Here is a 26434-nt window from a genome sequence, read left to right as displayed (position 1 = left end):
GTGAAACTCCTTTATTTAAATTTAAAAAAGATGACCCAGCGATATGGGGGTCGCCATTCTAACCAAGTTATCCACATCTGTCATGACTAATTCAAAGCAAATCGTTTAAAAAAAAGACTTTCTGCAAATAAATTTAAATTTAAACACCTTGTGGATAAGTTTTACCACAAGTTGTGGATAAAATAAACCGTAAACTTATCCACAATCTATCAATACTTAAAAACCAAAGTTATTCACAACGTAAGTTTATATTTTAAAAAACTAAAAATGAGTTTTCCTCAAGAAAATAGCGCACTAATAATAATAAATTTAAATTTATAAATTTGAATTTATTTATAAGACCGTCTCCAAATGTGGATAACCACCATTTATAAATTTAAATTCAAAACTACAGGGTTATAAATTTAAAAACAAGTGCATCTATGGATAAGGGTGTGGATATGATTGTTTATAATTTTTATTGCATTATAAAATAATAACTTAACTTGTGAATACTTATTTAGTGAAAATTTAATATATTTTTTTGTTAAATCTAGAAGTAGCCAAAAATATAAAAAAATGCAGAGAAAAGCCTATATTCATTGACAGAACAAACAATGCACAATACAATCGCGAACCTTTAGAGAAAGATCAACATTGGAGTTTCAACATGAAACGTACATTCCAACCATCTGAATTAAAGCGCAAACGCGTTCATGGTTTCCGTGCTCGTATGGCTACTAAAGCTGGTCGTCAAGTATTAGCTCGTCGTCGTGCAAAAGGTCGTCATAGCTTAACTGTTTAATTTTATAAACAGTCAAGTTATACGATTTGGGTGTTATGTCACTTTATAGTTTCAGTCCAGCGGTGAGAATCCACTGTGCTGCAGATTACAAAAGTGTATTTGATGGTGCGCTTTTTAAAGTGCATCAACCCCATTTCTTATTTTTAGCAAAAATCACCGAACAGCCTCAAAGCCGTTTGGGTATTGTTGTTGCTAAGAAAAAAGTGCGCCGTGCACATGAAAGAAATCGAATAAAACGTTTGGCGCGTGAAAGTTTTCGCCTAAATCAGCAAAATATTGACTTATTAGATATTGTGGTCATGCCGAAGGTCGGTATAGAAACAATTCCTAATGCTGAATTACATCAGCAGTTACAGTTTGCATGGCAGAAATTGCAACGTCTTGTTAAAAAGCACCATAAAATAGCAATTTCTTCTCCTCAGAATTAGAGAAAGCCAATGGTTCGTATATTGCATTGGTTGATACGTTTCTATCAAATTGCGATTAGTCCTCTCATTGGACCTCGTTGTCGTTATATTCCAACTTGTTCTCAATACTCGTTAGAAGCGATCCATCTTCATGGTGCCTTTAAAGGGAGTTGGCTTGCAACTAAACGCATTTGCCGCTGTCACCCTTGGGGAGGATTTGGTTATGATCCTGTGCCTAAAAAAGCAATTCGTTTTATTTCATTTCAGCAAATAGATTCTCAAACGTTTCATGTTGCTGTACCCTTGCGTGAACGTTTTACGAACCAACATCACTCTAACCACTTGGGGTAATAGATATGCAACAATGGGCCAGGTTTGCAATTCTCGGGGCCATGTTTGTCGTCGCATATTTGCTCATTTTGGCTTGGCAAAAAGATTATGGTCATGCAGATACTACCAAAACGCAGCCTGCAGCTGTGGTAGCGCATGATGTTTCTGCCGATTTGCCAAATGGTCAAACGACTGCGGCTTCTAGCGATGTTCCGCAAGCAAATATTGCTGCTGCACAACAACCGACAACTGCACCAGCAACCGCAAATCAACAACTGATTTCAGTACAAACTGACCTTTATCATCTTTGGATTAGTCCGAAAGGTGGTGATATTGTGCGTATTGAATTACTCAATCATGATCAAAGCAAAAACAGCGATGAGCCGTTTGTCATGCTTGAAAGTGATAGTAAACGTACCTATGTCGCGCAATCAGGCTTAATCGGCTTAAATGGTCCAGACAGTAGTCGTGCTGGTCGTCCAAATTATGAGTTTGAAAAAACTGCATATACTTTAGCAGACTTAAAAGATGTTAAAGATAAAGACGGTAAAACTGTAAAAGTTTTAACGGTGCCAATGGTTTTCAAAACTGCTGATGGTGTGGAAATCATCAAAAGCTTTAACTTTAAGCAAGGTAACTACCCAATTGAAGTGAGCTATCAGGTGGTCAACCGCAGCGCACAAAATTGGCAAGGTCAAATGTTTGGTCAACTCAAACGTGACAACTCAGAAGACCCAGGTAAGTCTGACCAAGGTATTTTCACTTTAGGTACATTTTTAGGTGGTGCATGGGGAACGCCTGACGAACATTATAACAAGCTTAAATTTGCCAACTTTACTGAAGAGAAACTTGATCAGCAAGCCAAAGGCGGTTGGGTGGCGATGGTTCAGCACTATTTTGTGAGTGCTTGGATTCCAGGTCATTTTGGTGGTCAAGAATACACTGCAAAATTAGAATCACGTAAATCAGCAGATGGTATGAATATCATCGGGTTTACCTCTCCAACCATTAATGTTCCTGCTGGTAAAGCCATGAGCATTGATGCAACCTTCTATGCAGGACCAAAAATTCAGTCTGAGTTAAAAGACTTAGCTGTTGGTTTAAACCAAACTGTAGATTATGGTTGGTTATGGCCGATTGCGAAACTCTTGTTCATGGGCTTACAAATGTTCCATAACGTTGTAGGTAACTGGGGTTGGTCAATTATTTTACTCACCATCTTAGTTAAACTAATTCTTTGGCCGTTGTCGTCTAAGAGCTATCGTTCAATGGCGAAAATGCGTGTGATTGCCCCTGAAATGCAACGCATGAAAGAAGAGTTTGGTGAAGACCGCATGCGTTTCTCGCAAGAAATGATGGCACTTTACAAACGTGAACAAGTCAACCCACTTTCAGGTTGTTTACCATTATTGCTACAAATGCCGATCTTCCTTGCATTGTATTGGGTATTGATGGAGTCTGTAGAACTTCGCCATGCGCCATGGATGCTTTGGATTCAAGATTTGTCAGCAATGGACCCTTGGTTCATCTTGCCGTTGTTGATGGGTGTAACAATGTTTGTTCAACAAAGTTTGAACCCACAACCTGCTGATCCAATGCAAGCAAAAGTATTTAAGATTATGCCGATCATGTTTACAGTATTTATGCTGTTCTTCCCTGCTGGTCTTGTACTTTACTGGATTGTGAACAACTCGATCACGATCTTACAACAATGGTTTATTAATAAATCTGTTGAAAAAGATCGTTTAAAACGAGAAGCAGCTTAAGTTTAAAAAATTAAGCAATAGCTGATTAAATCCGCTTAAGATGGTAATCTTAAGCGGATTTTTTTATTGAATAGATAATAGAGACTGTACATGACGAATGTAGTATCCCAAAGCACTATTGCAGCAATCGCAACGCCTCCTGGACGTGGTGGTGTGGGGGTGATTCGTCTGTCTGGTCCGAAAGCCTATGCTATTGCTGAAGCATTAACAGGCAAAACTTTGCCGAAAGCACGTTTTGCAGGTTTTCGTCAGTTTATGGATGAAAAAAATGAAGTCATGGATGAAGGATTGGTGATTTGCTTTCCAAATCCACACTCCTTCACTGGTGAAGATGTGGTTGAGTTACAAGGACATGGTGGTCCTGTGATTCAAAATACCTTGCTTGCTCGTTTGTTGGAACTCGGTGCAACGGCTGCCAAAGCCGGCGAATTTTCCATGCGTGCTTTTGAAAATGGCAAAATGGATTTGGTACAAGCCGAAGCGATTGCCGATTTGATTGATGCGACTTCACAGGCGGCAGCACGTTCGGCAGTGCGTTCACTACAAGGTGCATTTTCCAATAAAGTAAATGCGGTTTTACAAAATTTGATTCATTTACGTTTGCATGTTGAAGCGGCAATTGATTTTCCTGAAGAAGAAATCGACTTTTTGGCTGATGGTAAAATTTTAGCTTTGCTTGAAGGTGTACAAGCTTCAGTAACTGAAGTGCAAACCTCTGCACGTCAGGGGCAATTGCTTCGTGAAGGCTTACAAGTGGTGATTGCAGGTAAACCGAATGCAGGTAAATCCTCTTTGTTGAATGCTTTAGCAGGAATTGAGCGTGCGATTGTGACTGACATTGCAGGAACAACCCGTGACGTTTTACATGAGAAAATCACTTTAAATGGGTTACCGATTACCTTAACTGATACCGCAGGTTTACGTGAAACTGGTGATATTGTGGAAAAAGAAGGTATTCGTCGTGCCATCAAAGAGATCGAGCAAGCAGATTTATTGCTTTTGGTCTATGACTTGACTCAAGGAGAAAATCCTTTGGCTTTGGCACAGGAATATTTTGCTGATCATTTAGAGCCGAAACGTTTGATGCTGATTGGAAATAAATGTGATTTGACCAATCAAACGGCTGAATTAAGCGATTTTCAAGGTTTTCGTCATATTACCGTATCAGCCAAACAAGAAACAGGCGTTCAAGCGCTCATAGATGCGATTACAGCGCATGCAGGCTTCCAGCCTGAAGAAGATACCTTTATTGCTCGAACGCGTCATTTGGATGCAATGAAGCGCACTCAACAGTATTTGGCAGAAGCACATGAGCAGTTAACTGTGTATCAAGCAGGTGAATTGGTCGCTGAATCCCTTCGTTTAGCGCAAAATGCTTTGGGTGAGATCACTGGTGACTTTAGTGCGGATGATTTGTTAGGAGTGATCTTTGGATCGTTTTGTATTGGTAAATGATCTTTTAAAAACATAAATCATAATTATTTTGAATAAAAAGTATTAAATTTTAATAGCTTAATGCTTTTTATTTTAATATTAATTCATTAATGAACAATTAGACTTAAAGAAGATAAATTGTAATTAATTGTAAACTTTTAAGTTAATAACAGCACTATTAATTCGTGCTAAATTTATTCATTTTTGAATAAAATGTTCAGTAAAGTGAACAACTTATATAGAATTTTCTATATTTTTTAGTAATTAAGTCAAAAACTTGGATAAATAAGAGTATTTATTTTAGTTTGAAATATTAAACATTCAAATTTGAATAACAATATTATTAAAAGTGTTTAAATTGATGATAGTGCCCGACAACATTTAACGCACTTGTTCTTAAGATGGCTTGTCGCTCCGTAAATTTTACCGTAAAGTTGCAGAAAGTTCATTGAGTTGTATAAATGCAAAAGCAATCAATGAGTATAAAAAGAGCCAAGTAAATTCGACCTTACTTGACCCTCTTTATGGAACTAGTGGCTTTGGGAATCTTCGACCTTTCCTATTGCCAATTCTTTTAAACCGCCGTGACAGGCACAAACCTAAAGGAACTTTAGAAATGTATAACAGCTTAAAAACAAGTTTTATATGACTAATTAAAATTAGTCTATAGGTAGAACTATAGTGAACCTTTGGTTTAAAGTAAACATCTTGTTTACTTACAAATATGCTTCCTTGTGTCTTACTGAACGTATTGAATAGTGCTATAAACTCTATCCCACTGATAAAACTTAGTTTAAAAAATTAAACATTCTAATTTTTCTATTTTTGTGTCTAGGCATTTCCATTACTGGAGAATGTTTAGATGACGATATCTAAAACTAAGCAAAGCACAAATTCACCTTTGATTTGTCAAAAACAAGTGCAACAAAGAACCGGGCTGAATACTTCAGAAATAAAAATTCTGATGGCACATAATTTATTTCCAAAAAGTATCAAGATTTCTAAACGATTACTTTGGATCGAGGAAGAAATTCATCAATGGATTAGCATGTTGACGTTTCCGTTAGTGGATCTTAATTTCGATTTATCTAGCCGATTAAATCTATTATGTCGACAGTTTAATCAGGCTTCTGATTGCGCAAGTTTAGCAAGCCGTAATTTGATTTATTATGGAAAAGTAGTCAAACCGCGCTTGAGAAAACAAATCGAAGACATCAAAGATCAGCTACAACCAAAATTGATCTAATCTTATAAGAAGCTGATTGAATGTCAGCTTTTTTTATCAAAACTTAGTTTTATGTAAGCTCATTTTACAGCGGCAAATGATTACTTTAAGCTGATGAATGAATATTTAGATGAGTATCAAGCATGAAAAAATCTTCTTTTCTTTTTTCTGTCATTGTCATGGCTTTAACTGCAAATGTTTGGGCAAGTAGTGACGATCAACGTATTATCAATGCTGCACAAAAGCATCCGATCACAATTGCCGAAGCATTACAAACAGCTGATGAAACCGCAGTGATGTTAACAGGAACGATTCAACGCCACGTCAAAGACGAGCATTATGAATTAAAAGATGCTACAGGCAGCATTACCGTTGAAATTGATAAAAAACTTGCTTCTGCAACACAACTTAAACAAGGTACTGTGGTAAAAGTGTTAGGTGAGGTGGACACACATCGTTATAAACCCACAGATATTGATGTGGTCAAAGTTGAATTTGTAAAATAATAAGGTAGGCATTTTGCCTACCTATTTTAATTTAAGATATTTCTATTTTTAAATGTGAGATCAATAAATAAATGCAGAGTAAGCCGACACTTACACAAAAGGAAAGTACGCCTGTAGTAAAACCAAAATGATCAGATACATATCCTGCGCCAATGATTGGCACAATCGTTCCTAAGTACGCTAAAAACAAATATGTGGACACTACCGCAGCACGATTTTTAACGTTGGTCATGTGATGAATCAAAGCAAAAGCACCCAATAAGCTCATGCCATGTCCCATTCCCACAAAAATGACGCTGACAAAGAATAATATGCTCCAATGCATAAGCATACAGACAGCTAAAACCACATAACTGGTGATGAGCATGCTCAAACCCAGATTCAAGGCGCTATGCATGGGCATAGATTTTAGGATAAATTGTGCAGCAGCAGACACCAATAAAATACTGGCAATGGTTGAACCACTTACCAGTGGACCATGCCAAGGAATGACATCTTTAATAAACGAAGGCGCAAGCGAGGCAAATAAGCTAAAAGAACCAAAGGCACAAAATGCGCTAAAACTGGTAATAAAAAATAATTTTTTAAATTGCGGTTCTGGTAATTCTAGATGCGGTGCTATGTTAAATTTTTGTTTTACTGTATTTACCGTTTTTAAAGTAAATAGACTGATTAAGCTGAGTATTGCGCCTATGATCACAGGCAAATAAGGCGTCACTAAAGGATATTTGGAAAATTGGGCGATTGCGCCACCAATAAATGGACCTAAACCAAAACCTAATACCGTAATAATTGAACTCAATTGAGCCGCAGACGCTTTATGTGAGTCAGGAATGGTGTAGATCAAACCCAACATCGCAGAGGTGCTAATCAGACCAGAGGCGATGCCAATGATAAAACGACCAAAACCCAAAATATAAGCATTAGATGCAACCACTGAAATACTTAAACCAATGATGGCAAAAAACAAACCGATTTGTAATGTGCGAATATAACCAAAGCTATTACTGCTACGCCCCAGAAAAAGTAAAGTGGTTAAACAGCCAAACATATACGCAACGAAGATATAAGTAATATGACTTGGCAGCAGTTGCCATAATTGCTGATAGATCGGATAAAGTGGGCTAGCTAACGCCGTTCCAATTGTTCCAATACACAAAGCTAGGCTAACCATCAAAAATGGTCGCCATGATTGTTGATTCATAAATAAAAGACTTTTTGTAAGAGGAAAAAATGCCAATCCGAACTGAAAACAGTGATTGGCATGGAAGAAATTGAGTATGTGAAATAGATTAAAACTTAATCAATTTAAGGTCAATATCTAACATTATATTGTTCAAAAATTTCAGTGAAATTAACCATAACGTTTCAGTAATTTTAGAAACTCTTGTAATTCTTGCTCGTTGACAGCTTGCGTATCAGTTAAGACATGATTGCGTAAATGATTTTCGATAAGCTCATTCATCAAGCCATTGACTGCTCCTTTGATGGCGGCAACTTGCTGTAGCACATCAATACAGGATAATTCTGGTTGATTCAAAGCATCTTCTACAGCATGAATTTGTCCCTTTAGTCTTTTGACCCTATTTAAAACTTTTTTGTCATGTTGTAAGTGACTCATGGGCATTTCTCATAAAAATATACTCCCTTATAGTATATTTAAAAACTTGATCATATACTAAGGGGGAGTATATTTGAGTGTTTCATGATGCAATTTAAACCCATTCAGCGCCAACATTCCCATCATTTTGATCAAGGAAATCCTTTAGCACAAAAGAAAATTTTAATTGCCACCTTACTCACGGGTGCAATGATGATTTTTGAGATCATTGGCGGTTGGATTTTTAACTCTATGGCATTGTTAGCGGATGGTTGGCATATGAGTTCGCACATGTTAGCACTGGGTTTGGCGTATATGGCATATCGAGCAGCTCGGCATTATGCCCAAGATACACGCTTTAGTTTTGGAACATGGAAAATTGAAATTTTAGCAGGCTATAGCAGCGCAATATTGCTGATGGTTGTCGCTTTACTTATGACTTTTCAATCCGTTGAACGATTATTTCACCCTGTCCAGATTCATTATAATGAAGCGATACCGATTGCTATTCTGGGTTTAGTGATCAATTTAGTTTGCGCTTGGTTACTACATGATGATGTTGACCATCACCATCACCATTCACACGAATCAGATCATCATGAGCATGATTTAAATCAAAAAGCGGCATTTTTACATGTGGTCGCAGATGCAGTAACTTCTGTGCTGGCAATTGTGGCTTTATTTGCAGGTAAATATTTTGGATGGGATTTTTTAGATGCTGTTTTAGGGATCGTGGGGGCAATTTTAGTTGGAAAGTGGTCTTTGGGACTGATTAAAGAAACAGGCAAAACTTTGTTGGATGCTGAAATGGATCATCCTATTGTGAATGACGTTCGTGAAGCGATTGCGAGTTTAAATGTATCTGTCAATATTACCGACTTACATGTTTGGAAAGTTGCACGTGGTAAATTTTCTGTGATTTTGGTGTTAGAAAGTCGTGATAGGGCTTTAACTGCGGATCAAGTTCGACACGCTTTATCTGTTCATGAGGAATTAGTACATATTACGGTTGAAATTAATCAGACTGCAAGTTTTAGTTTTGTTCCACGTGAAACCAGAAGGATGCTTTAATTTCAACTGAACCTCAACACAAATAAATGAGGGTTATGGTTAAATCTGTACTGTGAGTCTAGGATTTAATCAGGTATTTATGTTTAAAAAAAGTATGATGGTGGGGCTAAGTTTACTCATTAGCCCGTTTAGTTTTGCAGATGTTGATGCAGTCAAAGCTAAACTTGAAAAAAACTATCCCAATGTGAAAATTGAAAATATACAAGCCACTGAAATGCAGGGTTTGTATAGTGGTACGCTAGATCAGAAAATCATCTATATCAATGAAGATGCACAACATTTGTTTGTGGGCAGCATGATCCGCTTAAAGGATCAACATAATCTCACCAAAGATTTGGCTTTAAAAGATCAGCAGGTTGATTTTAAAAAATTACCTTTAAATGATGCCATTAAAACAGTAAGGGGGAATGGTAAGCGTCAGCTTGCGATCTTTTCTGACCCAAATTGCCCATATTGCAAAAGTCTTGAAAAGAATTTAACCCAGCTCAGTGATGTAACGATTTATACTTTTATATATCCCATTAAAAATCAGTCGATTATTCCATCTAAGCAAGTTTGGTGTTCTAGTAATCCCACCTATGCATGGAAAAACTTAATTCAAAATGCTATATCACCGAGCGCTGCTGCAAACTGTGAAACTCCTATTGAGCGTAACTTAGCTCTTGGGAAAAAATTAGGTCTACATGGTACACCTGCAATTATTTTTTCTAATGGAACAAAAGTCATGGGTGCTTATTCTGCCAAAGAAATTGAAAAAATCTGGTCAGAATTGGGTTTATAAGGTATAAAAAAGCATCTCAAATGAGATGCTTTAAATGAATTTGAGCTAATCATTACTAGACTTTTTTACTTACCATATTGTAGATAAACAATACGATAATTGCCCCAATGACGGAGGCAATAAAGCCTGCGGATGACCCCTCAGGATAAAGTCCCAGCATACGTCCGCCATAGGTTGCCACCAATGAGCCCACGATACCGAGTAATGTAGTAACAATAAAACCAGCTTTATCATTGCCAGGATGAATGGCACGTGCAATTAAGCCAGCTAAAAAACCAATAATGATTGCCCCGATCAGTGACATCATAATCTCTCTCCTTGTTTTTGGTTTTATCTAAAGTGAAGGAATCAACTGTATGTAATTTATAATTAAATATCCCCTCATATAATTAAAGTCAGACTTTGCTACAAGTTGTTGCATTTTTGTTCATTTTCCCTCAAATAATGTGCAATAAAAAAAAGCGACCGAAGTCGCTTAAATAGAAGATAATTTTAAGATGGCTTATAAACCGATTTCACCAATAAAGGGAATATGGCGATATTTTTGATCGTAGTCCAAGCCATAACCGACGATAAATTTATCTTCGACTTCAAAACCTAAAAATTTCACATCGAGTTCAATTTCACGGCGTGAAGGCTTGCTGACTAGAGTACAGAGTTCAATTGAGTTTGGTTGACGTGTTTGTAAAATTTCAAGTACTTTACTCAAGGTATTACCTGAGTCGATAATATCCTCAACCACAAGTACATCTTTATTTCGGATTTCACCATCTAAATCTTTTAAGATTTTCACATCCCGGCTCGAGGTTGTGCCGCCTGCATAGCTCGACACGGTCATAAAGTCGAGTTCATGTTCTTTGCTGATTGCACGGCATAAATCCGCCATGAAGATGACTGAACCACGTAATAAGCCGATCAAAACCAATTCTTTATCACTATTGGCATAATGTGCATCAATTTTTTTACCAAGTTCTTGAACTTTCGCTTGAATTTCTTCAGTCGAAATCATCACTTTCATTTCAATGGTCATGGGAAATACCTAAAGCATCAATATCGCAAAATAAAAAAGGCGTTGACGAGCAACACCTAAAAGACGCATTAATTTTAAAACATATCAGACCAAGATGCATCTTTTTTGATGGTTTGATATGTAAAACGGTAAATTTTGTTAGTGTGCATCACGTTTCAGGAGTAATGCACACGCCACAAAAACCACCCCAATCAATATGATTTTCTTTTTAGAACGAGGCACTTTTTGAGTTTGCTGTTGTGCATCAGTTGCTCTGTTCATAGGCTTTATTTCCATAAATATAAGTCGCTTGAATATTGCGGTCATCTCCCATAGTGAATAAGGCAAATAACGCATCTTCAATATTTTTAGCACGTTCTTGGCGAAGTTTTTGTAAAGCTGTAGCGTGTAAATTTAACACCACAAAGTCAGCTTCTTTACCCACATTAAAATTACCCAATTTATCCTCTAGATCAAGTGCCTTAGCACCTCCTAAGGTTGCATGGTAGAGTGACTCAAATGCAGACAATTTATCACCTTGTAGCTGTTGTACCTTGTAAGCCTCATTCAATGTTTGTAATTGGCAGAAAGATGTTCCCGCACCAATGTCCGTACCTAAACCAACTTTGACATTTTTTTCCCATGTTTTTTGCAATGGAAATAAACCACTGCCGAGGAACAGATTTGAGGTTGGGCAAAATGCGATTGCAGACTCAGTGGCGTGCATACAATCCCATTCATGTTCCTCTAAATGCACACAATGCGCAAAAACCGACTTCTGCCCTGTCAAACCATAGTGATGATACACATCCAAATAGCCCTTTTGCTCTGGAAATAAATCTTTGACCCATGCGATTTCATTCTTATTTTCACTTAAATGGGTATGCACATACACATCAGGATATTCAGTTTTGAGCTGCCCTGCACATGCTAACTGTTCAGGCGTTGAGGTTGGCGCAAAGCGTGGTGTGATCGCATATAGATTACGACCTTTGCCATGCCATTTTTCAATCAAAGCTTTTGAGTCATTATAAGCACTTTCTGCTGTATCCATCAGTGCCTCAGGTGCATGACGATCCATCATGACTTTACCTGCGATAAGGCGCATTTGATGACGTTCCGCTGCTTCAAATAATGCGTCAACGGACTGTGGATGAATTGTACAAAAAACCAGAGCAGTTGTTGTGCCATTTTTAAGTAATTCATTGACAAAAAAATGCGCAATCTGATCAGCGTATGATTTGTCTTTAAATTTAATTTCGGTTGGAAAGGTATAAGTATTGAGCCACTCTAATAATTGTTCACCATATGCGCCCACCATTTCTGTTTGCGGGAAATGAATATGTGTGTCAATAAATCCTGGAACAATCAATTGATTTGGATAATGTTCAACCGGTTGGTTTTTAGTCAATTGAGCCTGTCCTTCTACCCAAGAACCAAACCAACGAATTTTACCTTGTTGAATTAAAAGTAAACCATCTTCTACATATCGCACTTGGTCGTGAATGTCACGTGCTTGGGCAACTGTATTCTGAATATCAAGGAAGCGACCACGAATCGCTGTCGTTGTAACTACAGAAGACATTTTGAACCTGCATTTTGAATTTTTTCAATTGATTGTAGCTGATTTAGCTACATGCTTCAGTATTTTGTGTAAACGCTTAAGAAGCTATTTTTAAAAGTCTGATTTTTAGGGTTTTAGATTTTCGAAGAAAATATATAAAGCTATTTGAAGAAATGTTTTAAATCTAGGAAAATAAAGAGATAAAATTAAACCAAATGCAGTGCAATATACGATGTGCATATATTGAAAATTTACAGTGATTATTTTACTGAAACTTTTATCTAATCCTTATTAAAATTATGCAATTATTGGACATGTGCGAAACAAATTTTTATCAAGAGCTAAAGCAAATCGTTTTTGCTAAACAGGCTTTAATACAAAGATTGATCTATTTAAAGCAGATTTATGCTGAAGCATATTTAAGTGCAGGTGTGATTCGGAATTTGGTCTGGTCGAGTTTACATCAACAACAATATCAAATTGAAAATACTGAAATAGATGTAATTTTCTTCGATGAGAATGAACAGAATCAACATATCACACAAGAAATTTATGAAAAATTAACACAAAAATTTCCTGAAAATGATTGGGATGTGGTCAATCAAGCTTTGGTACATACATGGTATACAACTGAAAAAAATCAAGCGATTTCAGCTTATTTGTCCTTATATGAGGCTTTAAGTACTTGGCCAGAAACAGCAACTGCGATTGCAGTACGTTTAATCGAACATGATGAGATGGAGATCATTGCACCCTTTGGACTAAGTGATTTATTTGGGTTAAAACTACGTTGGAATGATCGTTTGGTAAGTCGTGATGTGTTTATACAAAGACTACATTCAAAACGATTTTTACAAAGATGGGAAAAACTCCAAATTGTAGATTAAAAATATAAAAAGGCGTTTTAGAATAATAATCACAATGAATATTTTTAGATCCTGCACAGCTCTCCTTTTTTAAAAAAGGAGAGCGTTTTTATTACAAAAAATCAAGGATTTAATTCTTGTTTCTTATTATGTCGAATCGACAACCATGCTGTGATCGCTAAGACAACCACAATAAATCCAAGTGAAATCCAAATTGGCATATGGAACACATCTAGCATTAACATTTTAAAGCCGATAAACACTAAAATAATGCCTAAACCATACGGGAGATAATGCATCTTAGACGCTGAACCTGCCAATAAGAAGAACATGGCACGTAAACCTAAAATCGCCATGAGGTTTGCTGTAAGTACAATAAAAGGATCATTGGTCACTGCAAAAATGGCAGGAATCGAATCTACAGCAAAGATGACATCTGAAGCTTCAACCAAGATCAAAACTAAAAATAGTGGTGTTGCCCATAACAAGCCATTTTGACGGACAAAGAATTTAGCGCCTTCTAGTTGCGGTGTGATACGCATGTGTTTACGTAACCACTTGAGCATCGCCATATCTTCGATATTACTATCCTCTTCATCTTGCCCTTTGAGAAATTTAAAGCCCGTATAAACAAGGAATGCACCGAAAATATATAAAATCCAAGAAAATTCTTGAACGAACCAAGCCCCAATAAAAATGAAAATAGTTCGTAAAATAATCGCACCGAGTACGCCATAGAGTAAAATTTTACGTTGTAACGCAGGGGGAATCGCAAATGCAGCAAAGATCATCAGCCACACAAAAACATTATCTATCGCCAGTGATTTTTCTAGTAAATAACCTGCAAAATATTCCATAGTTTTGGCATTGGCGATGCTTATACCTACAGTCTGTTGTAGATAAAGCCATAAACCCCCACCAAATAGGGTCGCTACACTGACCCAAGCAATACTCCAGTATGCCGCAGTTTTGAGTTGAACTTCTTGCCCTTCTTTTTGCCTGAAACCAAGAAAATCGATGAGAAGCATGACTGCAACAATCGCAAAAAATGCAAGATACAGCCAAGGATTGCCGATGGATTCCATAAAATTCTCCAAATCTGGCAATCAATCAGGCATAAAAAAAGACCATGACCAGTTGCCAGATGATTAAACATCTGAATCAACATGATCAAGGTCTTGCCTACATCACCGCATTTTATACTGCGCTGTGGTGATGCTCAGTTACCGGCTTTTTTATTTTTAACAATAAAAATGCGTAATGACGATAAACTGATGGGAGGCTACTCCCCTTGTTCAACGAATAGGTTTTAAGAAATAATTTTTTGATCAATTATTTCTTAATATTTGCAAAGAATCTCACATTTATTTTAATTTTGCAAATAATTTGGTTAAATTTTCTTCGCATTAAAATCGTGTCGTTGTACTAAAAATACTGCCAAAAGTGTACCTAATACCGCCAATACCCCCCCGACCATTCCAATTTGATTTAAGCCATAATGTGTTGTGACTAAGCCACCTAGCAACGCCCCACCCCCAATCCCGACATTGTACAGTCCAGAATAAATAGCCATGGCAACATCTGTTGCATCAGAGGCGAGATTTAAGGTTTTCGCTTGTTGCGCTAGACTAAAACAGATGATTGCCATTCCCCAAAATAAACTCAGAATACTAAAACTGATAAAATCTTTGGAAAATGCTATGAGCAATAACATAGACAGTGCTAATACTGCACTACTTAACGGAATCGGTAATTTGGGATAGCGTTGGGCAAATTTTCCAAATAAATAAGAGCCTAAAAAGCCCGCAGCCCCATAAATCAACAATAATGTCGTGGTTTGTGCTGAACTAAAGTGGGCAATATTGAGCGCAAAAGGTTCAATATAGCTATAAGCTGTGAACTGTGCAGTAATCACAATAATGGTTAATGCAAATACCATCATCAAAGCTGGGCGTTTGAGGAACACTTTTAAACTACTCAATGAACCCGAGTTGATACTGGGTAGTTTGGGCAAAGTCTTGGTTAAAATAAGGCAGACAATTGCAGCACCTAGTGCGATTAAGGCAAAGGTGTTGCGCCATCCGTAGGCTTCACCAATCATTCTGCCAAAAGGAATACCTAAAACCATCGCTAAGGCTGTACCTGTGGCAAGAAGCCCTAATGCTTGAAATTCTTTACCTTTAGGGGCAACACGCACCGCTAAAGATGCAGTGATTGACCAAAATAAAGCATGTGCAAAGGCGATTCCAATCCGACTGGCTAACAGAATTTCAAAACTCCAAGCACAATAAGACACAGCATGACTCAGAATAAACACCCAAAATAATGCGATTAATAAAAATCGCCGTTCAAAATTTTTGGTCAAGAGCATAATGGGCAAGGAAATTGGTGCAACTACCCACGCATATATGGTAATCATGATGCCTACATCGGTCGCAGGCATGGCAAAGCTTTTACCAATATCACTGAGCAAAGCCACGGGAATAAATTCTGTGGTATTAAAAATAAAAGCAGCAAAAGCGAGACTAATCACACTAATCCATTGCTGCGTTTCATTGGACGTAGAGGCTGGAACTGGGGTTTGGGGAGAGCTTGACATGGTCAATGAGTAAAAAGAAGCATGTTAAATTTTAGGCTGATTTAGCAAACTTGTTAAGTAAATAAAATGTATAGATTTCAGATCGAGCAAATTTACAATGTACTATTTACTTTAGTATCAATCATAATTTTTTATGAATTTTTACAATAGATTTTTTATAGGTCTAATAGAAAACGAAAAGATTGAGATAAAATATCATTTTATACCGTACCTTAGAATTAATAATTGTGTTGGTATTCACTTTGTATTTTTGACTGATGATTTAAAATTAATAAAAAAATAACAGAAATTGGGTAAAATCTGTGGCATGTTGCAAAATAATTATTTTTTATAAAGAGTAATAAAAATGTTAGAAATCAAACATAAAGATGATGGTAAAAAAGGCGAATTTTATATTGGCGAAGAAGGTCATCACTTGGCTGAAATGGCTTATACATGGGCGGGTGAAGATAAGTTGATTATTGATCATACCACTGTAGAAGATGAGCTACGTGGTGAAGGTGTCGGACGTAAATTATTAAATAATTTAGTTGAATTTGCACGTGAAAAAAAGATTGCTGTAATCCCGCTCTGCCCTTTTGCAAAATCTGTTTTTGATAAAGATGCCTCTATTCGTGATGTGTTATTCTCATAATTTAGCGTATTTTTAGTCGAATTTTATTTTATGTCGACTTTGCTAAATTAAACTTTAATTCAGATCTTGAGGAGGTAGGCACATGCAATTTCAACATATTGATAACTCGAATAAAGGTGAGTTCTTTTTAGACAATGAGCAAGGTCAACGCATTGCTGAAATCAGCTATGTGTGGCGTGATGAAGCTCAAATTATTGCTGATCATACTTGGGTAGATGATTCTTTACGTGGACAAGGGATGGCACGTCAATTATTAGATACTTTGGTTGATTTTGCACGTGAAAAACAGCTTAAAATTGTGCCTACGTGTTCTTATGTAGATGTGATGTTTAAACGTGAGCCAAGCTTTGCTGATGTAATAGCATAAGAGGTTGATGAATGTGAATAATGATGAGTTTCAATGTGGATGAAGCTCATATTGTTTTTTCGTACCATAACTTGATTTAAATTGCGCTAAAGTTAGCGCCAAGAAATAACAACTCAGCATCACCGCAAGCAGCAAATAACTATTTAAAAATATAAATAATGCACTGAGTCCGATTAAGCCCATTATTTTAAAAAGCCAAGCATCTAGAAAATAATGACTGCATATGCCTAATACAAAAGACATGCTTGCAATATTGATAAAATCATTTAGTCTGAGTTTGTTTAAAAAAAGTACTAGACCTAAATAAAAAATTTGTAAGATAAGGCTCAGAATTAAATTTTTAGTCATTATTATCTCTAAAAATTATTCAAATTAAAAAAAGCCCCTAACTATTGAGTTAATTAAGGGCAAAACCGAAGTATGAAGTATTGTGTTAATTATTGCTTATTTTATAAATTTTGTTGAGTTATCAAAATCTATAATTTATGTGAGAAAAGAATTACAAATGTTTAATTTTTAAGCGATAATCATGTTAAATTTATCACATTAAAACAACTTATGATGATTCGATTATGCTATGCCAGTGTACGTGTAGAAAATGAAAATGATTTATTACTCGATTTGAGTGACATCTTAGTGACTGCACGTGAGTTTAATGCGCAGCATGGTATTGTGGGAGTGTTGTATTATGCAGAAGGTTCATTTTTTCAATGTTTAGAAGGAGAAAATGATCAAGTTTTAGAGTTATTTGAAGCTATTCAACAAGATAATCGTCATACTCATGTGCATCAATTTAAAATCACCCCAATTGTTGAACTGAATTTTAAGCAATGGTCAATGAAATATGTAAATCCTAATACCCAAATTTCGGATTATTTTAAAAATATCGGCTTAAATAAGTTTGAGCCTAATTTATTAAATGCTGAACAAATTGGTAGATTTTTAGAAATTTTATTAAATACTGCGAATGTCGAAAAACCAACAAAAAATTATGTGGGTTATCAAAATCGTGGCTATCAAAATTATTTTTGATGCGATCTTCACAAGGTGAAATAGAAAAATATGCTTAAAAAATTTTATATGTTTGGAATGGGGATTTTATTTTCAAATCTGAGTTTTGCAGTAAATTGCGACAAAATTGAAAATTTAGCCTCCAGAACAGAAGCACATCTAATACCGCGTTGGGGCATGTCTGTCATCAGTCCACAGAGAGTATATTTTCATTCAGCACCGAATGACGCTTGCAAAATGAAGGATATGTTTATTATAAAAAATGACCACGTAACTGCCTATACGGTCTATAACGATGGTCAACAGGATTGGGTTTCTGTGATGTATTTTAGTCAACGTTTAGGCGATACAGTACAAGGTTGGGCAAAATTTAATGCTTTTAAGAAGACAGGTACAATGTCACCTGAACAATAAAAAATAAACCCACGTTATGTGGGTTTATTTTTTATGTTACATCGCTTATTTTGCTTTTAATGCTGCAAGCAATTTCTGATGCAATCCACCAAAACCACCATTGGACATGATGACCACGGCATCGCCCTCACCTGCTTCTGCGATTACCATCTGAATAATCTCATCCAAGCTACGTGCAATCACGGCTTTATTGGGTGCAGCCTCAATCACAGGCTGTAAATCCCAATCCAAACCTTCAGGTTGATACCAAATGACTTCATCTGCTAAACGTGCAGAATGTGCCAAACCATCTTTGTGTGAGCCCATACGCATGGTGTTTGAACGTGGTTCAATGATCGCCCATAGTTTACGTTCACCCAAACGCTTACGCGCGCCTTCAAGCGTAGTATCAATCGCTGTTGGGTGATGGGCAAAGTCATCATAGACTTCGATACCATTGACAGTATCCAAAAGCTCCATTCGGCGTTTTACACCACCAAAATTCGACAATGCTTCACATGATTGTTCAATTGAAACACCCACATGTTCAGCAGCAGCAATGGTTGCTAGCGCATTGGCAACACTGTGTTGTCCTGTCATCGTCCATTTCACCTCACCTTTCACAACGCCGTGTTGCAGTACTTTGAAATGTGAACCATCGCTCGATAGTTGTTCTGCGTAAACTTCTGCTGTGTCATTGGCATCTAAAGATGTACGAACTACAGGCGTCCAACAGCCTATTTCCAATACTTCATCAATATTGCTTTCTGTAATTGGCGCAATGATACGTCCTTCACTTGGAATGGTACGAACTAAATGATGGAATTGTTTTTGAATCGCTGCTAAGTCATCGAAAATATCAGCATGGTCAAATTCTAAGTTATTTAAAATCGCTGTTTTAGGATGGTAATGCACGAACTTAGAACGCTTGTCGAAGAATGCAGAATCATATTCGTCTGCTTCTACACAAAAGTATTTGCCACCGCCTAAACGTGCGCTTTCACTAAAGCCTAGAGGCACGCCACCGATCAAAAAGCCTGGATTTAAGCCTGCCTGATCAAGTACCCAAGCAAGCATGGTTGTGGTTGTGGTTTTACCATGTGTTCCAGCAACACCAAGGACATGTTTGCCTTGTAAGACATGATCTGCAAGGAACTGTGGTCCTGAAATATACGGTAAGCCTTCATTGAGCATATATTCCACTGCATCAATACCACGTTTCATGGCATTGCCCACGATCACAAGATCAGGATGCGGTTGTAAATGGCTACGGTCATAGCCTTGCATCAGAGTAATGCCTGCATTTTCCAATTGAGTGGACATGGGTGGATACACGTTTGCATCTGAACCTGTCACCTTATGCCCTAAATCACGCGCCAATAACGCCAAAGAACCCATAAAAGTGCCACAAATACCCAAGATATGCAGATGCATTCGTTCTAACTCCACTGCTTTTTGACACATCACGTTGTTGTTGTGCTGTTGTCGTGATTAATTCGATTTGAAAGCAACGATAGCAAGGGTTTAAGGGAAAAGATAGTTTTTCTTGTGTCAATAAAGTGAATTCGAGTTAAACCTCATTTTCAACTTTTGACTCGTCATAATTTAAGATGAAATAGGCAAAATGATATAAACTATCTTCCTCACCATTTTTTATAAATTTCATGACCTTATTAAGCGGAAATGACATTGAATTTCCATTTGTTAAAATTGCTGCATATTCAATAGAATGGTCAATACCATTCAAAAAATCAGGTTTTTGCTGTTTTTTCATGCGTAAGCATATTTGCCAAATCAGCAAATGCTAAGTTAATTTCGGGTAATTCTTCAGGAGGTACAGTAGGTTGGGATGAACCGAATAAGCGCTTAAAAAAATTAATGATAATTTGAAATATGTGATTCATTTAATTCTCGAGTTTTAATTTATAGTTTTGTCTGGCTAATTTTAGATAATTTATATAAAAATATCATCAAATTTTTAGGCTTTACTTTCATGTTTTTTCCCCTGTTACTCCTCATCCTTGCCAATTGTTTTATGACGCTTGCATGGTATGGACATTTAAAATTTTTACCGCATGATGCACCTCTTTGGCAGGCGATTTTATTGAGTTGGGTCATTGCGCTCTTTGAATACAGTTTGATGATTCCGGCGACTAAACTTTTAGCACAACAAGGTTGGGCGATTGGACAAATGAAAATTACCCAAGAAGTCGTAACGCTCTTGGTTTTTGTTCCTTTTATGATTTTCCTATTTAAACAACCGTTTAAGTTAGATTATTTATGGGCGGGGTTATGCTTATTAGGTTGTGTTTATTTTGTTTTTAGAAATCAATAAACATAGATAATTTGATAATGTTTATATTCTCCCAAAAAATAATGAAAATATCGCCCTACTACGTCCGTTAAATTTTATTGAGATGAAAAATCAGTCTATAATATGGGGCTCTTATTAAAGCTTGGCTCTCTCGTCGAGATTTATCTCTACTTTTTTAATCTCTGGAAAATTTGCAATGAATGCGGCCGCAGCACAAGACGCTCAACCTCTAGTTGGAATTATCATGGGTTCTCAGTCAGATTGGGCAACCTTAGAAAACACTGCCACTATGCTTAAACAGCTTGGTGTTCCTTTCGAAGCGGAAGTTGTTTCTGCACATCGTACCCCAGACCGTTTATTTGAATATGCCGAAACTGCACGTGAACGTGGTATTCAAGTGATTATCGCAGGTGCAGGTGGTGCAGCGCATTTACCAGGCATGTGTGCGGCTAAAACAGATCTTCCAGTGCTTGGTGTTCCTGTAAAATCATCTATTTTGAATGGTGTCGATTCATTGCTTTCGATCGTACAAATGCCTGCAGGTATTGCGGTGGGTACATTGGCAATTGGCCCTGCGGGTGCTACCAATGCAGCGATTATGGCAGCACAAATTTTAGGTTTGACACGTCCAGAAATTGCAAAAAATGTTGCAGATTTTCGTGCTGCACAAACTGAAAAAGTAGCAAGCAAAAATATTCCAGGTCAAATCTAAAGCCAAGCTGAAAACGGGACACAGATTATGAATAAAACCATCGGGATCTTTGGTGGTGGTCAATTGGGTCGTATGATGGCGCAAGCTGCTCTACCGCTTAACATTCAATGCACTTTCTTTGAAGCCAATACAGACTGTCCTTCTGCAGCATTAGGTCCAGTATTTTCAACCAAAGCGACAAATGGCTTGCAAGATTTTATTACCAGCGCAGATGTTTTTAGTCTTGAGTTTGAAAATACGCCATTGATCGATGTTGATGTTTTAACGAAGCAAAAAGATTTGCATCCGCCACGTCAAGCATTGGCGATTGCACAGCATCGGTTGTCAGAAAAAGCTTTATTTGATGAGCTTTCAATTCCTGTTGCGCCGTATAAAGCAGTGACTTCACTTGATGAATTAAAATTAGCAGTTGAACAACTCGGCTTACCGATTGTCCTGAAAACGTCACGTGGTGGTTATGATGGCAAAGGTCAATTTGTATTGCGTACAGTAGATCAAATCGAGCAAGCTTGGGCAGAACTCGGTCCTGCTGGTGAACTCATTGCGGAAAGTTTTGTAACATTCTCACGTGAAGTTTCAATTATTGCGGTACGTGGTATTGATGGTGATGTAAAAACTTGGCCTTTGGCGGAAAATCATCATCACAACGGTATTCTTTCCCATTCGATTGTTCCTGCGCCAAACAGTGCAGATTTACAACCTGTGGCACAAGATTACATTACTCGCCTGCTCAATCATTTAAATTATGTCGGCGTGTTGACGCTTGAACTATTTGTCACAGATCAAGGCTTATATGCCAATGAGATGGCACCACGTGTGCACAACTCTGGACATTGGTCGATTGAAGGTGCAATCTGTTCACAGTTTGAAAATCACATTCGTGCAGTCGCAGGTTTACCACTCGGTTCAACTGAAGTGGTTCGTCCAACCGTGATGATCAATATCATTGGACAATATCCAAAGTCTGAAGATGTTTTGGCATTAAATGGTGCACATTTACATCTTTATAATAAGACTGAGCGTGAAGGTCGTAAAATTGGTCACATCACTTTGATGCCAAATAACAGCGCTGAACTAACGACTTTATGCCGTCAATTGGCGAAAATCTTGCCGAATCCTTTGGCTTTAAGCGAAGATATGAGCATTTAAATCTAAATTTGCATGTAAAAAAAGCGATCAAACCTTTGGTCGCTTTTTTATTTTTTTAATTTCAGTATGATGCTCAGCTTTCATTTTCATCCTCATACAATAGTTTGGTTATAACCCTCTATTTTCAAAAATAAGCACATCAATAACTTTAAATTCAAATATATTTTTTAAATTTAAATCAAAAATTTTCATATTTGAATTTAAAACTGAAAGAATGAATTTAAAAGTGTTGTTTTAAATTCATAGCTTTTTCTCCTTTGGATTTATAGAGATAATTTTTTAAATTTAAAATAAATGTTATGTAAATAAATGACTTAAAAATTGTTTTTTAGCGTTTAAATTTAAAAAATTGTGGATAAGTTTTATTGTTATTTTTGAATTTAAAAGTTTTATTCTAACTTTGAATTTAAACTTTATGTGTTTTCTTTGTGGATAACTTGTTTAAATTTAAATGTGAAATATGAATTTAAAAAGTAGAAAATGAATTCAAAAATTACGTTTTGTTTCTGTCATTTTATCCATAGAATGATATGTTAATAACATAATTTTAATGAACAAAGATTTTGTGGGTCATATGCGTAGTTTATCTTTTTTATGTGGTACAGCTTTTTTAGCCATGACACAGGCAAATGCCGAACTGGTGATTAATGGTCAGCCAGCACCTGTTAATTCAACACCTGTCATTTCAAATACAACTTCAGATTATTCACCAGCGCGTGATTTTCAGGGCTGCCTAGCCAATTTGCGTTCAAGAGCTATTGCTTCTGGAGTCAGTGGCACGACTTATGATCGTTATACACAAAACCTAACACCTGATTATTCGGTGATTGCGAAGCTCAACTATCAACCTGAATTTTCGACTCCGATTTGGGATTATCTTTCAGGTTTGGTGGACGAAGAACGAGTACAAAAAGGGCGTGAGATGTTAGCCCAACATCGTGATACTTTAAACCGAGTTGCAGCAGCTTATGGTGTACCTGCTGAAACAGTAGTGGCGGTTTGGGGGGTAGAGAGTAATTTTGGTGATATTTCTGGTAAATATCCATTAATACAAGCTTTGGGTACATTGAGCTGTGAAGGGCGTCGCCAAGATTATTTCCGAGGTGAGTTTTTTGCCACCATGCGTATTTTACAACGGGGTGATTTACGTGAAGAGCAACTCAAAGGTTCATGGGCTGGGGCATTTGGTCATACGCAGTTTATGCCATCGACGTATGAAGAGTTAGCCGTGGATTTTGATGGCGATGGTCGCCGCGACTTGGTTTCAAGTACGGCTGATGCATTAGCCTCTACAGCAAACTTTCTGAAAAAACGTGGTTGGCAAACAGGTATGCCATGGGGTTTTGAAGTGCGAATTCCTGACAGTGCCTCAGTGGGTGGTGAAAGTCGTCGTAATAAAAAATCTTTAAGTTCTTGGGAAAGCCGTGGTTTTACTCGTGTAGATGGTTCGCCAATTATTCAAGGTAATTTATCAGGGGCATCACAGGCAGGTTTGATGATGCCAGCAGGTGCAAGTGGTCCAGCATTCTTGGTATTTAAAAACTTTGATGCGATTTATGGATATAACGCAGCAGAAAGTTATGCTTTGGCGATTGCACATTTGTCTGATCGTTTACAAGGCAAGGGGGCTTTCCAGACAGCTTGGCCAACAGATGATGCAGGAACTTCTCGTGCGGAACGCCGTGAAATCCAAAATTATTTGTTGAAAAAAGGTTATGACATTGGTGAAGCGGATGGTTTGATTGGAGATAAAACGCGTCAAGCGATTCGCCAAGAACAAGCACGCTTAGGCTTGAGTCAATCGGGTCGGGCAGGGCAACAGATTTTAAAAGCCTTTCGTAATGAAGCTGCAAAAAGTATGATGCAATAGACGCTATGTTATTTAAAGTCTAAAAACAAAGGTCTGCACATGCAGACCTTTGTATATTTGAGGATTTTAAAAAATTACTCAATATCAGTTTGATCAATCTTCACCGCTTCTAATAAATCTAAAATCACTGCTGTGACATCTTGTGTATGATCCCGATCATTGAAAATTTCATATGCAGTAATGGTCACATCTGTGTCGCTCGGCAATTGTTTTTGTTCTTCTTCAATTAAGTGCTGAATTGGCAATAACGTTTGTTTGATTTCAATATGTAAAATATCCTCAAACTCGATATTTTCATCCTCGAGTTCGATTTGTTGCTCATTGAAATAAGGCAATAAAATAGAATGGAGATAAGGTTGAAGTTCAGTAATATCAAAAATCTCAATATCACGGGTCTGTTCAATCGTGCTGATATGATCATTTACTTCAAGAATAATATGATAATAACTCACAGGAATCTCCTTTAAATATCTATGATCACAATAGCATGATTTGCATAAAATGGAATGAATACTTATTTACAATATGGATTTAAAATCAACATCAAGCGTTTTGTTAACGTGAGTTTAACATTGCTAAATCCGCAGCGGTTAATCTAAAGTTTTGCAAATCTTGTTCTTTCATCATTGGATACATGAGTGCTTTGGGATCAGTGTTATGTAACAGCCCAAGCGCATGACCGAGTTCATGTGCGATGGTTACTCTCAAGTCTGCATCAGATTGAAATTCATAAATATTAATACTTTTACCATTAAATACGCCTTTATCAAACTGGCGAGGTTGAAAGCGTGCATTAAACTGATCAACTGAATGATTAAATTGTTGATTATTTGAGTTTAAAATATCGACCTGTTGGTTAAGTCGCTCAACTTTTTGATTATGTGAAGCAAGCCTTTGACTTAAATTAATTTTTTCTGTTTCTAATTGAGCTTTTAATTGTTGCAATTGAGCTTGTACTGAAGGGTGTATGGCTTGATTAGATTGGTTAATACTTTCGACAAATTGATTGTATTGGCTGACTTTGGTTTCATAATTAACTTTATAGATGTCTATTTCACGATTGGACTGGTCTAATTCAGCACGTAATTTTTCAATATTGCTTCTTTCACTGTTTTGATATTCTTGTGTATTTTCTAAAATATTTAATTCCTGCTGACGGGCTGTAGACTCTGCTTGACGCTCATCATAAATTAAATTGATCGCTAATTTTGCATGAGGATCATAGACAAATAAGCTTTTCATCGTGCCTTGATGCCAAATGTCTGCGGCTTGTTGTGACAAAACTTCTAAATGTTGTCGGCTGATCTGAAAACGTGGATCAACATCACCAATGCGATAACGCAGACGCGTATCTAAAGGATGAGAAATGCGGTCAATCGTAGAATTATGATTCAGTTGCGGGTGTAAATAACGCTGTATAGAAAAATAAGCGGTAAATAAAATCACTGCAAAAATAAGCCAAAAACGCATTTTTATATTTAAAAGTTATAATAACATAAGTAATTTAGCTTAAATTTAAAAATGCGCAAGTGAACTTTGGAAGTTTTGCCATGAAGTAAGGGACAATTAAAACTTGTCTTCAAATAAAGGTTCATAGAGCGTAGGAATCGCTAAGATCGTTAATAAAATACCTGAGCAAACAAATGCGAGATCACTGAAAATGGCAGCAAAACTGCTCATATAAATCCAATGCATATACGGCAGAAAATAGAGTAAAAAAGCTGGAAAAAATGTATAAAGATAGGCTTTTCTTGCCCAATTTTTTCTAAAAAATAAACCAATGGTGATGACTAATACGATAATGAATGCACCACAAATAATGAATATTTCTAAAGCTTGTGGTTCGGTATATAAAGTTTTGTCTAGTAAAGCAAGTTCAGGTTGCGGACTGAATAGATCGACCAGCGCAGAAATCAGTGGCAAAATAAATTGAGCAATGATTAAACTATAAAATACAGGTAAAGAGATCGCAGGGGATTTGTGCATTCTTGTCATTCTCATTTTATGATTCTGATCAATATAAAATAAATTGCGGCATAAAA

At 36.8% G+C, this 26434-nt stretch carries 33 protein-coding genes; 18 read left to right on the top strand and 15 right to left on the bottom strand.

Features of this window, described 5'->3' with window-relative positions; genetic code table 11:
• Window positions 1-649 precede the first annotated feature (649 nt).
• The 7 genes from rpmH to DJ533_RS18530 all read left to right on the top strand — a co-directional run bounded on the left by rpmH (window position 650) and on the right by DJ533_RS18530 (window position 6452).
• Window positions 650-784 carry a 50S ribosomal protein L34 gene (rpmH, locus tag DJ533_RS18560; protein ID WP_000831329.1) on the top strand — a complete coding sequence of 45 codons (135 nt, stop codon included), beginning with the start codon at window positions 650-652 and terminating at the stop codon, window positions 782-784.
• Window positions 785-819: 35 nt separating this feature from the next.
• Window positions 820-1212: a ribonuclease P protein component gene (gene rnpA / locus DJ533_RS18555; protein ID WP_065995209.1), complete on the top strand. Its 393-nt coding sequence runs from the start codon at window positions 820-822 to the stop codon at window positions 1210-1212.
• Between the two features lie 9 nt (window positions 1213-1221).
• Window positions 1222-1542: a membrane protein insertion efficiency factor YidD gene (gene yidD / locus DJ533_RS18550; RefSeq protein ID WP_065995208.1), complete on the top strand. Its 321-nt coding sequence runs from the start codon at window positions 1222-1224 to the stop codon at window positions 1540-1542.
• 5 nt (window positions 1543-1547) lie between these two features.
• Window positions 1548-3287, top strand: coding sequence for a membrane protein insertase YidC (gene yidC, locus DJ533_RS18545; protein WP_065995207.1), 1740 nt, complete (start codon window positions 1548-1550; stop codon window positions 3285-3287).
• A 90-nt stretch (window positions 3288-3377) separates the two neighbouring features.
• Window positions 3378-4742, top strand: coding sequence for a tRNA uridine-5-carboxymethylaminomethyl(34) synthesis GTPase MnmE (mnmE, locus tag DJ533_RS18540; RefSeq protein WP_065995206.1), 1365 nt, complete (start codon window positions 3378-3380; stop codon window positions 4740-4742).
• Between the two features lie 841 nt (window positions 4743-5583).
• Window positions 5584-5967, top strand: a complete 384-nt coding sequence (locus DJ533_RS18535) for an AlpA family phage regulatory protein (RefSeq protein ID WP_065995205.1) — start codon at window positions 5584-5586, stop codon at window positions 5965-5967.
• Between the two features lie 122 nt (window positions 5968-6089).
• Window positions 6090-6452, top strand: coding sequence for a NirD/YgiW/YdeI family stress tolerance protein (locus DJ533_RS18530; protein WP_065995204.1), 363 nt, complete (start codon window positions 6090-6092; stop codon window positions 6450-6452).
• 31 nt (window positions 6453-6483) lie between these two features.
• On the opposite strand, the gene DJ533_RS18525 is transcribed toward DJ533_RS18530, so the two are convergent.
• On the bottom strand, window positions 6484-7656 hold the full coding sequence (locus DJ533_RS18525) for an MFS transporter (RefSeq protein WP_065995203.1): 1173 nt from the start codon (window positions 7654-7656) through the stop codon (window positions 6484-6486).
• A gap of 150 nt (window positions 7657-7806) precedes the next feature.
• Window positions 7807-8073: a metal/formaldehyde-sensitive transcriptional repressor gene (locus tag DJ533_RS18520; protein WP_065995202.1), complete on the bottom strand. Its 267-nt coding sequence runs from the start codon at window positions 8071-8073 to the stop codon at window positions 7807-7809.
• Window positions 8074-8160: 87 nt separating this feature from the next.
• Between DJ533_RS18520 and dmeF the strand changes: the two genes are divergently transcribed.
• Together dmeF and DJ533_RS18510 are read left to right on the top strand one after the other, a co-directional pair.
• The gene (gene dmeF / locus DJ533_RS18515) at window positions 8161-9123 is read left to right on the top strand and encodes a CDF family Co(II)/Ni(II) efflux transporter DmeF (protein WP_065995224.1); all 963 of its coding nucleotides are present in this window, start codon (window positions 8161-8163) and stop codon (window positions 9121-9123) included.
• Window positions 9124-9202: 79 nt separating this feature from the next.
• Window positions 9203-9904, top strand: a complete 702-nt coding sequence (locus tag DJ533_RS18510; protein WP_065995201.1) for a DsbC family protein — start codon at window positions 9203-9205, stop codon at window positions 9902-9904.
• Window positions 9905-9959: 55 nt separating this feature from the next.
• Here the strand turns inward: DJ533_RS18510 and DJ533_RS18505 are convergent, their stop codons facing one another.
• From DJ533_RS18505 to guaD, 4 genes are all read right to left on the bottom strand, one after another.
• Complete coding sequence (locus DJ533_RS18505) at window positions 9960-10211, bottom strand: GlsB/YeaQ/YmgE family stress response membrane protein (protein ID WP_065995200.1); 252 nt, start codon at window positions 10209-10211, stop codon at window positions 9960-9962.
• A 195-nt stretch (window positions 10212-10406) separates the two neighbouring features.
• Complete coding sequence (gene hpt, locus DJ533_RS18500) at window positions 10407-10934, bottom strand: hypoxanthine phosphoribosyltransferase (protein ID WP_065995199.1); 528 nt, start codon at window positions 10932-10934, stop codon at window positions 10407-10409.
• Window positions 10935-11072: 138 nt separating this feature from the next.
• A complete protein-coding gene (locus DJ533_RS19080) occupies window positions 11073-11195 on the bottom strand; it encodes a hypothetical protein (RefSeq protein WP_267285737.1) in 123 nt (40 codons plus the stop codon).
• Window positions 11179-12498, bottom strand: a complete 1320-nt coding sequence (gene guaD / locus DJ533_RS18495) for a guanine deaminase (RefSeq protein WP_065995198.1) — start codon at window positions 12496-12498, stop codon at window positions 11179-11181. The genes DJ533_RS19080 and guaD overlap by 17 nt, the downstream gene beginning before the upstream one ends.
• A gap of 293 nt (window positions 12499-12791) precedes the next feature.
• Between guaD and DJ533_RS18490 the strand changes: the two genes are divergently transcribed.
• Window positions 12792-13364 carry a nucleotidyltransferase family protein gene (locus tag DJ533_RS18490; protein ID WP_065995197.1) on the top strand — a complete coding sequence of 191 codons (573 nt, stop codon included), beginning with the start codon at window positions 12792-12794 and terminating at the stop codon, window positions 13362-13364.
• A 101-nt stretch (window positions 13365-13465) separates the two neighbouring features.
• Here the strand turns inward: DJ533_RS18490 and DJ533_RS18485 are convergent, their stop codons facing one another.
• Complete coding sequence (locus DJ533_RS18485) at window positions 13466-14428, bottom strand: TerC family protein (RefSeq protein WP_065995196.1); 963 nt, start codon at window positions 14426-14428, stop codon at window positions 13466-13468.
• Between the two features lie 305 nt (window positions 14429-14733).
• Window positions 14734-15942 carry a sugar transporter gene (locus tag DJ533_RS18480; protein WP_065995195.1) on the bottom strand — a complete coding sequence of 403 codons (1209 nt, stop codon included), beginning with the start codon at window positions 15940-15942 and terminating at the stop codon, window positions 14734-14736.
• A gap of 346 nt (window positions 15943-16288) precedes the next feature.
• Between DJ533_RS18480 and DJ533_RS18475 the strand changes: the two genes are divergently transcribed.
• Complete coding sequence (locus DJ533_RS18475; protein ID WP_065995194.1) at window positions 16289-16576, top strand: GNAT family N-acetyltransferase; 288 nt, start codon at window positions 16289-16291, stop codon at window positions 16574-16576.
• An 82-nt stretch (window positions 16577-16658) separates the two neighbouring features.
• Complete coding sequence (locus DJ533_RS18470; protein ID WP_065995193.1) at window positions 16659-16943, top strand: GNAT family N-acetyltransferase; 285 nt, start codon at window positions 16659-16661, stop codon at window positions 16941-16943.
• Between the two features lie 30 nt (window positions 16944-16973).
• Here DJ533_RS18470 and DJ533_RS18465 read toward each other — a convergent pair whose 3' ends face one another.
• Window positions 16974-17186 carry a hypothetical protein gene (locus DJ533_RS18465; RefSeq protein WP_171488583.1) on the bottom strand — a complete coding sequence of 71 codons (213 nt, stop codon included), beginning with the start codon at window positions 17184-17186 and terminating at the stop codon, window positions 16974-16976.
• Between the two features lie 315 nt (window positions 17187-17501).
• Between DJ533_RS18465 and DJ533_RS18460 the strand changes: the two genes are divergently transcribed.
• Together DJ533_RS18460 and DJ533_RS18455 are read left to right on the top strand one after the other, a co-directional pair.
• Window positions 17502-17975 carry a BLUF domain-containing protein gene (locus tag DJ533_RS18460; protein ID WP_089024806.1) on the top strand — a complete coding sequence of 158 codons (474 nt, stop codon included), beginning with the start codon at window positions 17502-17504 and terminating at the stop codon, window positions 17973-17975.
• Between the two features lie 30 nt (window positions 17976-18005).
• A complete protein-coding gene (locus tag DJ533_RS18455) occupies window positions 18006-18368 on the top strand; it encodes a hypothetical protein (RefSeq protein WP_065995190.1) in 363 nt (120 codons plus the stop codon).
• Between the two features lie 45 nt (window positions 18369-18413).
• Here the strand turns inward: DJ533_RS18455 and mpl are convergent, their stop codons facing one another.
• The 3 genes from mpl to DJ533_RS18760 all read right to left on the bottom strand — a co-directional run bounded on the left by mpl (window position 18414) and on the right by DJ533_RS18760 (window position 20251).
• On the bottom strand, window positions 18414-19781 hold the full coding sequence (mpl, locus tag DJ533_RS18450; protein ID WP_065995189.1) for a UDP-N-acetylmuramate:L-alanyl-gamma-D-glutamyl-meso-diaminopimelate ligase: 1368 nt from the start codon (window positions 19779-19781) through the stop codon (window positions 18414-18416).
• Window positions 19782-19917: 136 nt separating this feature from the next.
• Window positions 19918-20121 carry a hypothetical protein gene (locus DJ533_RS18445; RefSeq protein WP_065995188.1) on the bottom strand — a complete coding sequence of 68 codons (204 nt, stop codon included), beginning with the start codon at window positions 20119-20121 and terminating at the stop codon, window positions 19918-19920.
• A complete protein-coding gene (locus DJ533_RS18760; RefSeq protein WP_171488582.1) occupies window positions 20099-20251 on the bottom strand; it encodes a hypothetical protein in 153 nt (50 codons plus the stop codon). The genes DJ533_RS18445 and DJ533_RS18760 overlap by 23 nt, the downstream gene beginning before the upstream one ends.
• Before the next feature lie 89 nt (window positions 20252-20340).
• Here DJ533_RS18760 and DJ533_RS18440 point away from each other — a divergent pair, with 89 nt between their 5' ends.
• The 4 genes from DJ533_RS18440 to DJ533_RS18425 all read left to right on the top strand — a co-directional run bounded on the left by DJ533_RS18440 (window position 20341) and on the right by DJ533_RS18425 (window position 24392).
• Window positions 20341-20682, top strand: a complete 342-nt coding sequence (locus DJ533_RS18440; protein WP_065995187.1) for a DMT family protein — start codon at window positions 20341-20343, stop codon at window positions 20680-20682.
• Between the two features lie 175 nt (window positions 20683-20857).
• Window positions 20858-21373, top strand: a complete 516-nt coding sequence (purE, locus tag DJ533_RS18435) for a 5-(carboxyamino)imidazole ribonucleotide mutase (protein ID WP_065995186.1) — start codon at window positions 20858-20860, stop codon at window positions 21371-21373.
• 27 nt (window positions 21374-21400) lie between these two features.
• Window positions 21401-22522 carry a 5-(carboxyamino)imidazole ribonucleotide synthase gene (locus DJ533_RS18430; RefSeq protein ID WP_065995185.1) on the top strand — a complete coding sequence of 374 codons (1122 nt, stop codon included), beginning with the start codon at window positions 21401-21403 and terminating at the stop codon, window positions 22520-22522.
• Window positions 22523-23096: 574 nt separating this feature from the next.
• Window positions 23097-24392, top strand: coding sequence for a lytic murein transglycosylase (locus DJ533_RS18425; protein WP_065995223.1), 1296 nt, complete (start codon window positions 23097-23099; stop codon window positions 24390-24392).
• Between the two features lie 74 nt (window positions 24393-24466).
• Here the strand turns inward: DJ533_RS18425 and DJ533_RS18420 are convergent, their stop codons facing one another.
• The 3 genes from DJ533_RS18420 to DJ533_RS18410 all read right to left on the bottom strand — a co-directional run bounded on the left by DJ533_RS18420 (window position 24467) and on the right by DJ533_RS18410 (window position 26378).
• Window positions 24467-24844, bottom strand: a complete 378-nt coding sequence (locus DJ533_RS18420; protein ID WP_065995184.1) for a hypothetical protein — start codon at window positions 24842-24844, stop codon at window positions 24467-24469.
• A 103-nt stretch (window positions 24845-24947) separates the two neighbouring features.
• Window positions 24948-25862 (bottom strand): matrixin family metalloprotease, encoded by a 915-nt coding sequence (locus DJ533_RS18415; RefSeq protein ID WP_065995183.1) that lies wholly within the window; start codon window positions 25860-25862, stop codon window positions 24948-24950.
• A 96-nt stretch (window positions 25863-25958) separates the two neighbouring features.
• Window positions 25959-26378, bottom strand: coding sequence for a hypothetical protein (locus tag DJ533_RS18410; RefSeq protein WP_065995182.1), 420 nt, complete (start codon window positions 26376-26378; stop codon window positions 25959-25961).
• Between the last annotated feature and the right edge of the window lie 56 nt (window positions 26379-26434).

Source organism: Acinetobacter defluvii (assembly GCF_001704615.3).
Lineage (GTDB): Bacteria > Pseudomonadota > Gammaproteobacteria > Pseudomonadales > Moraxellaceae > Acinetobacter > Acinetobacter defluvii.
Note: the sequence above shows the minus strand (reverse complement) of the source record. Positions and strands in the feature narration are given on the sequence as shown.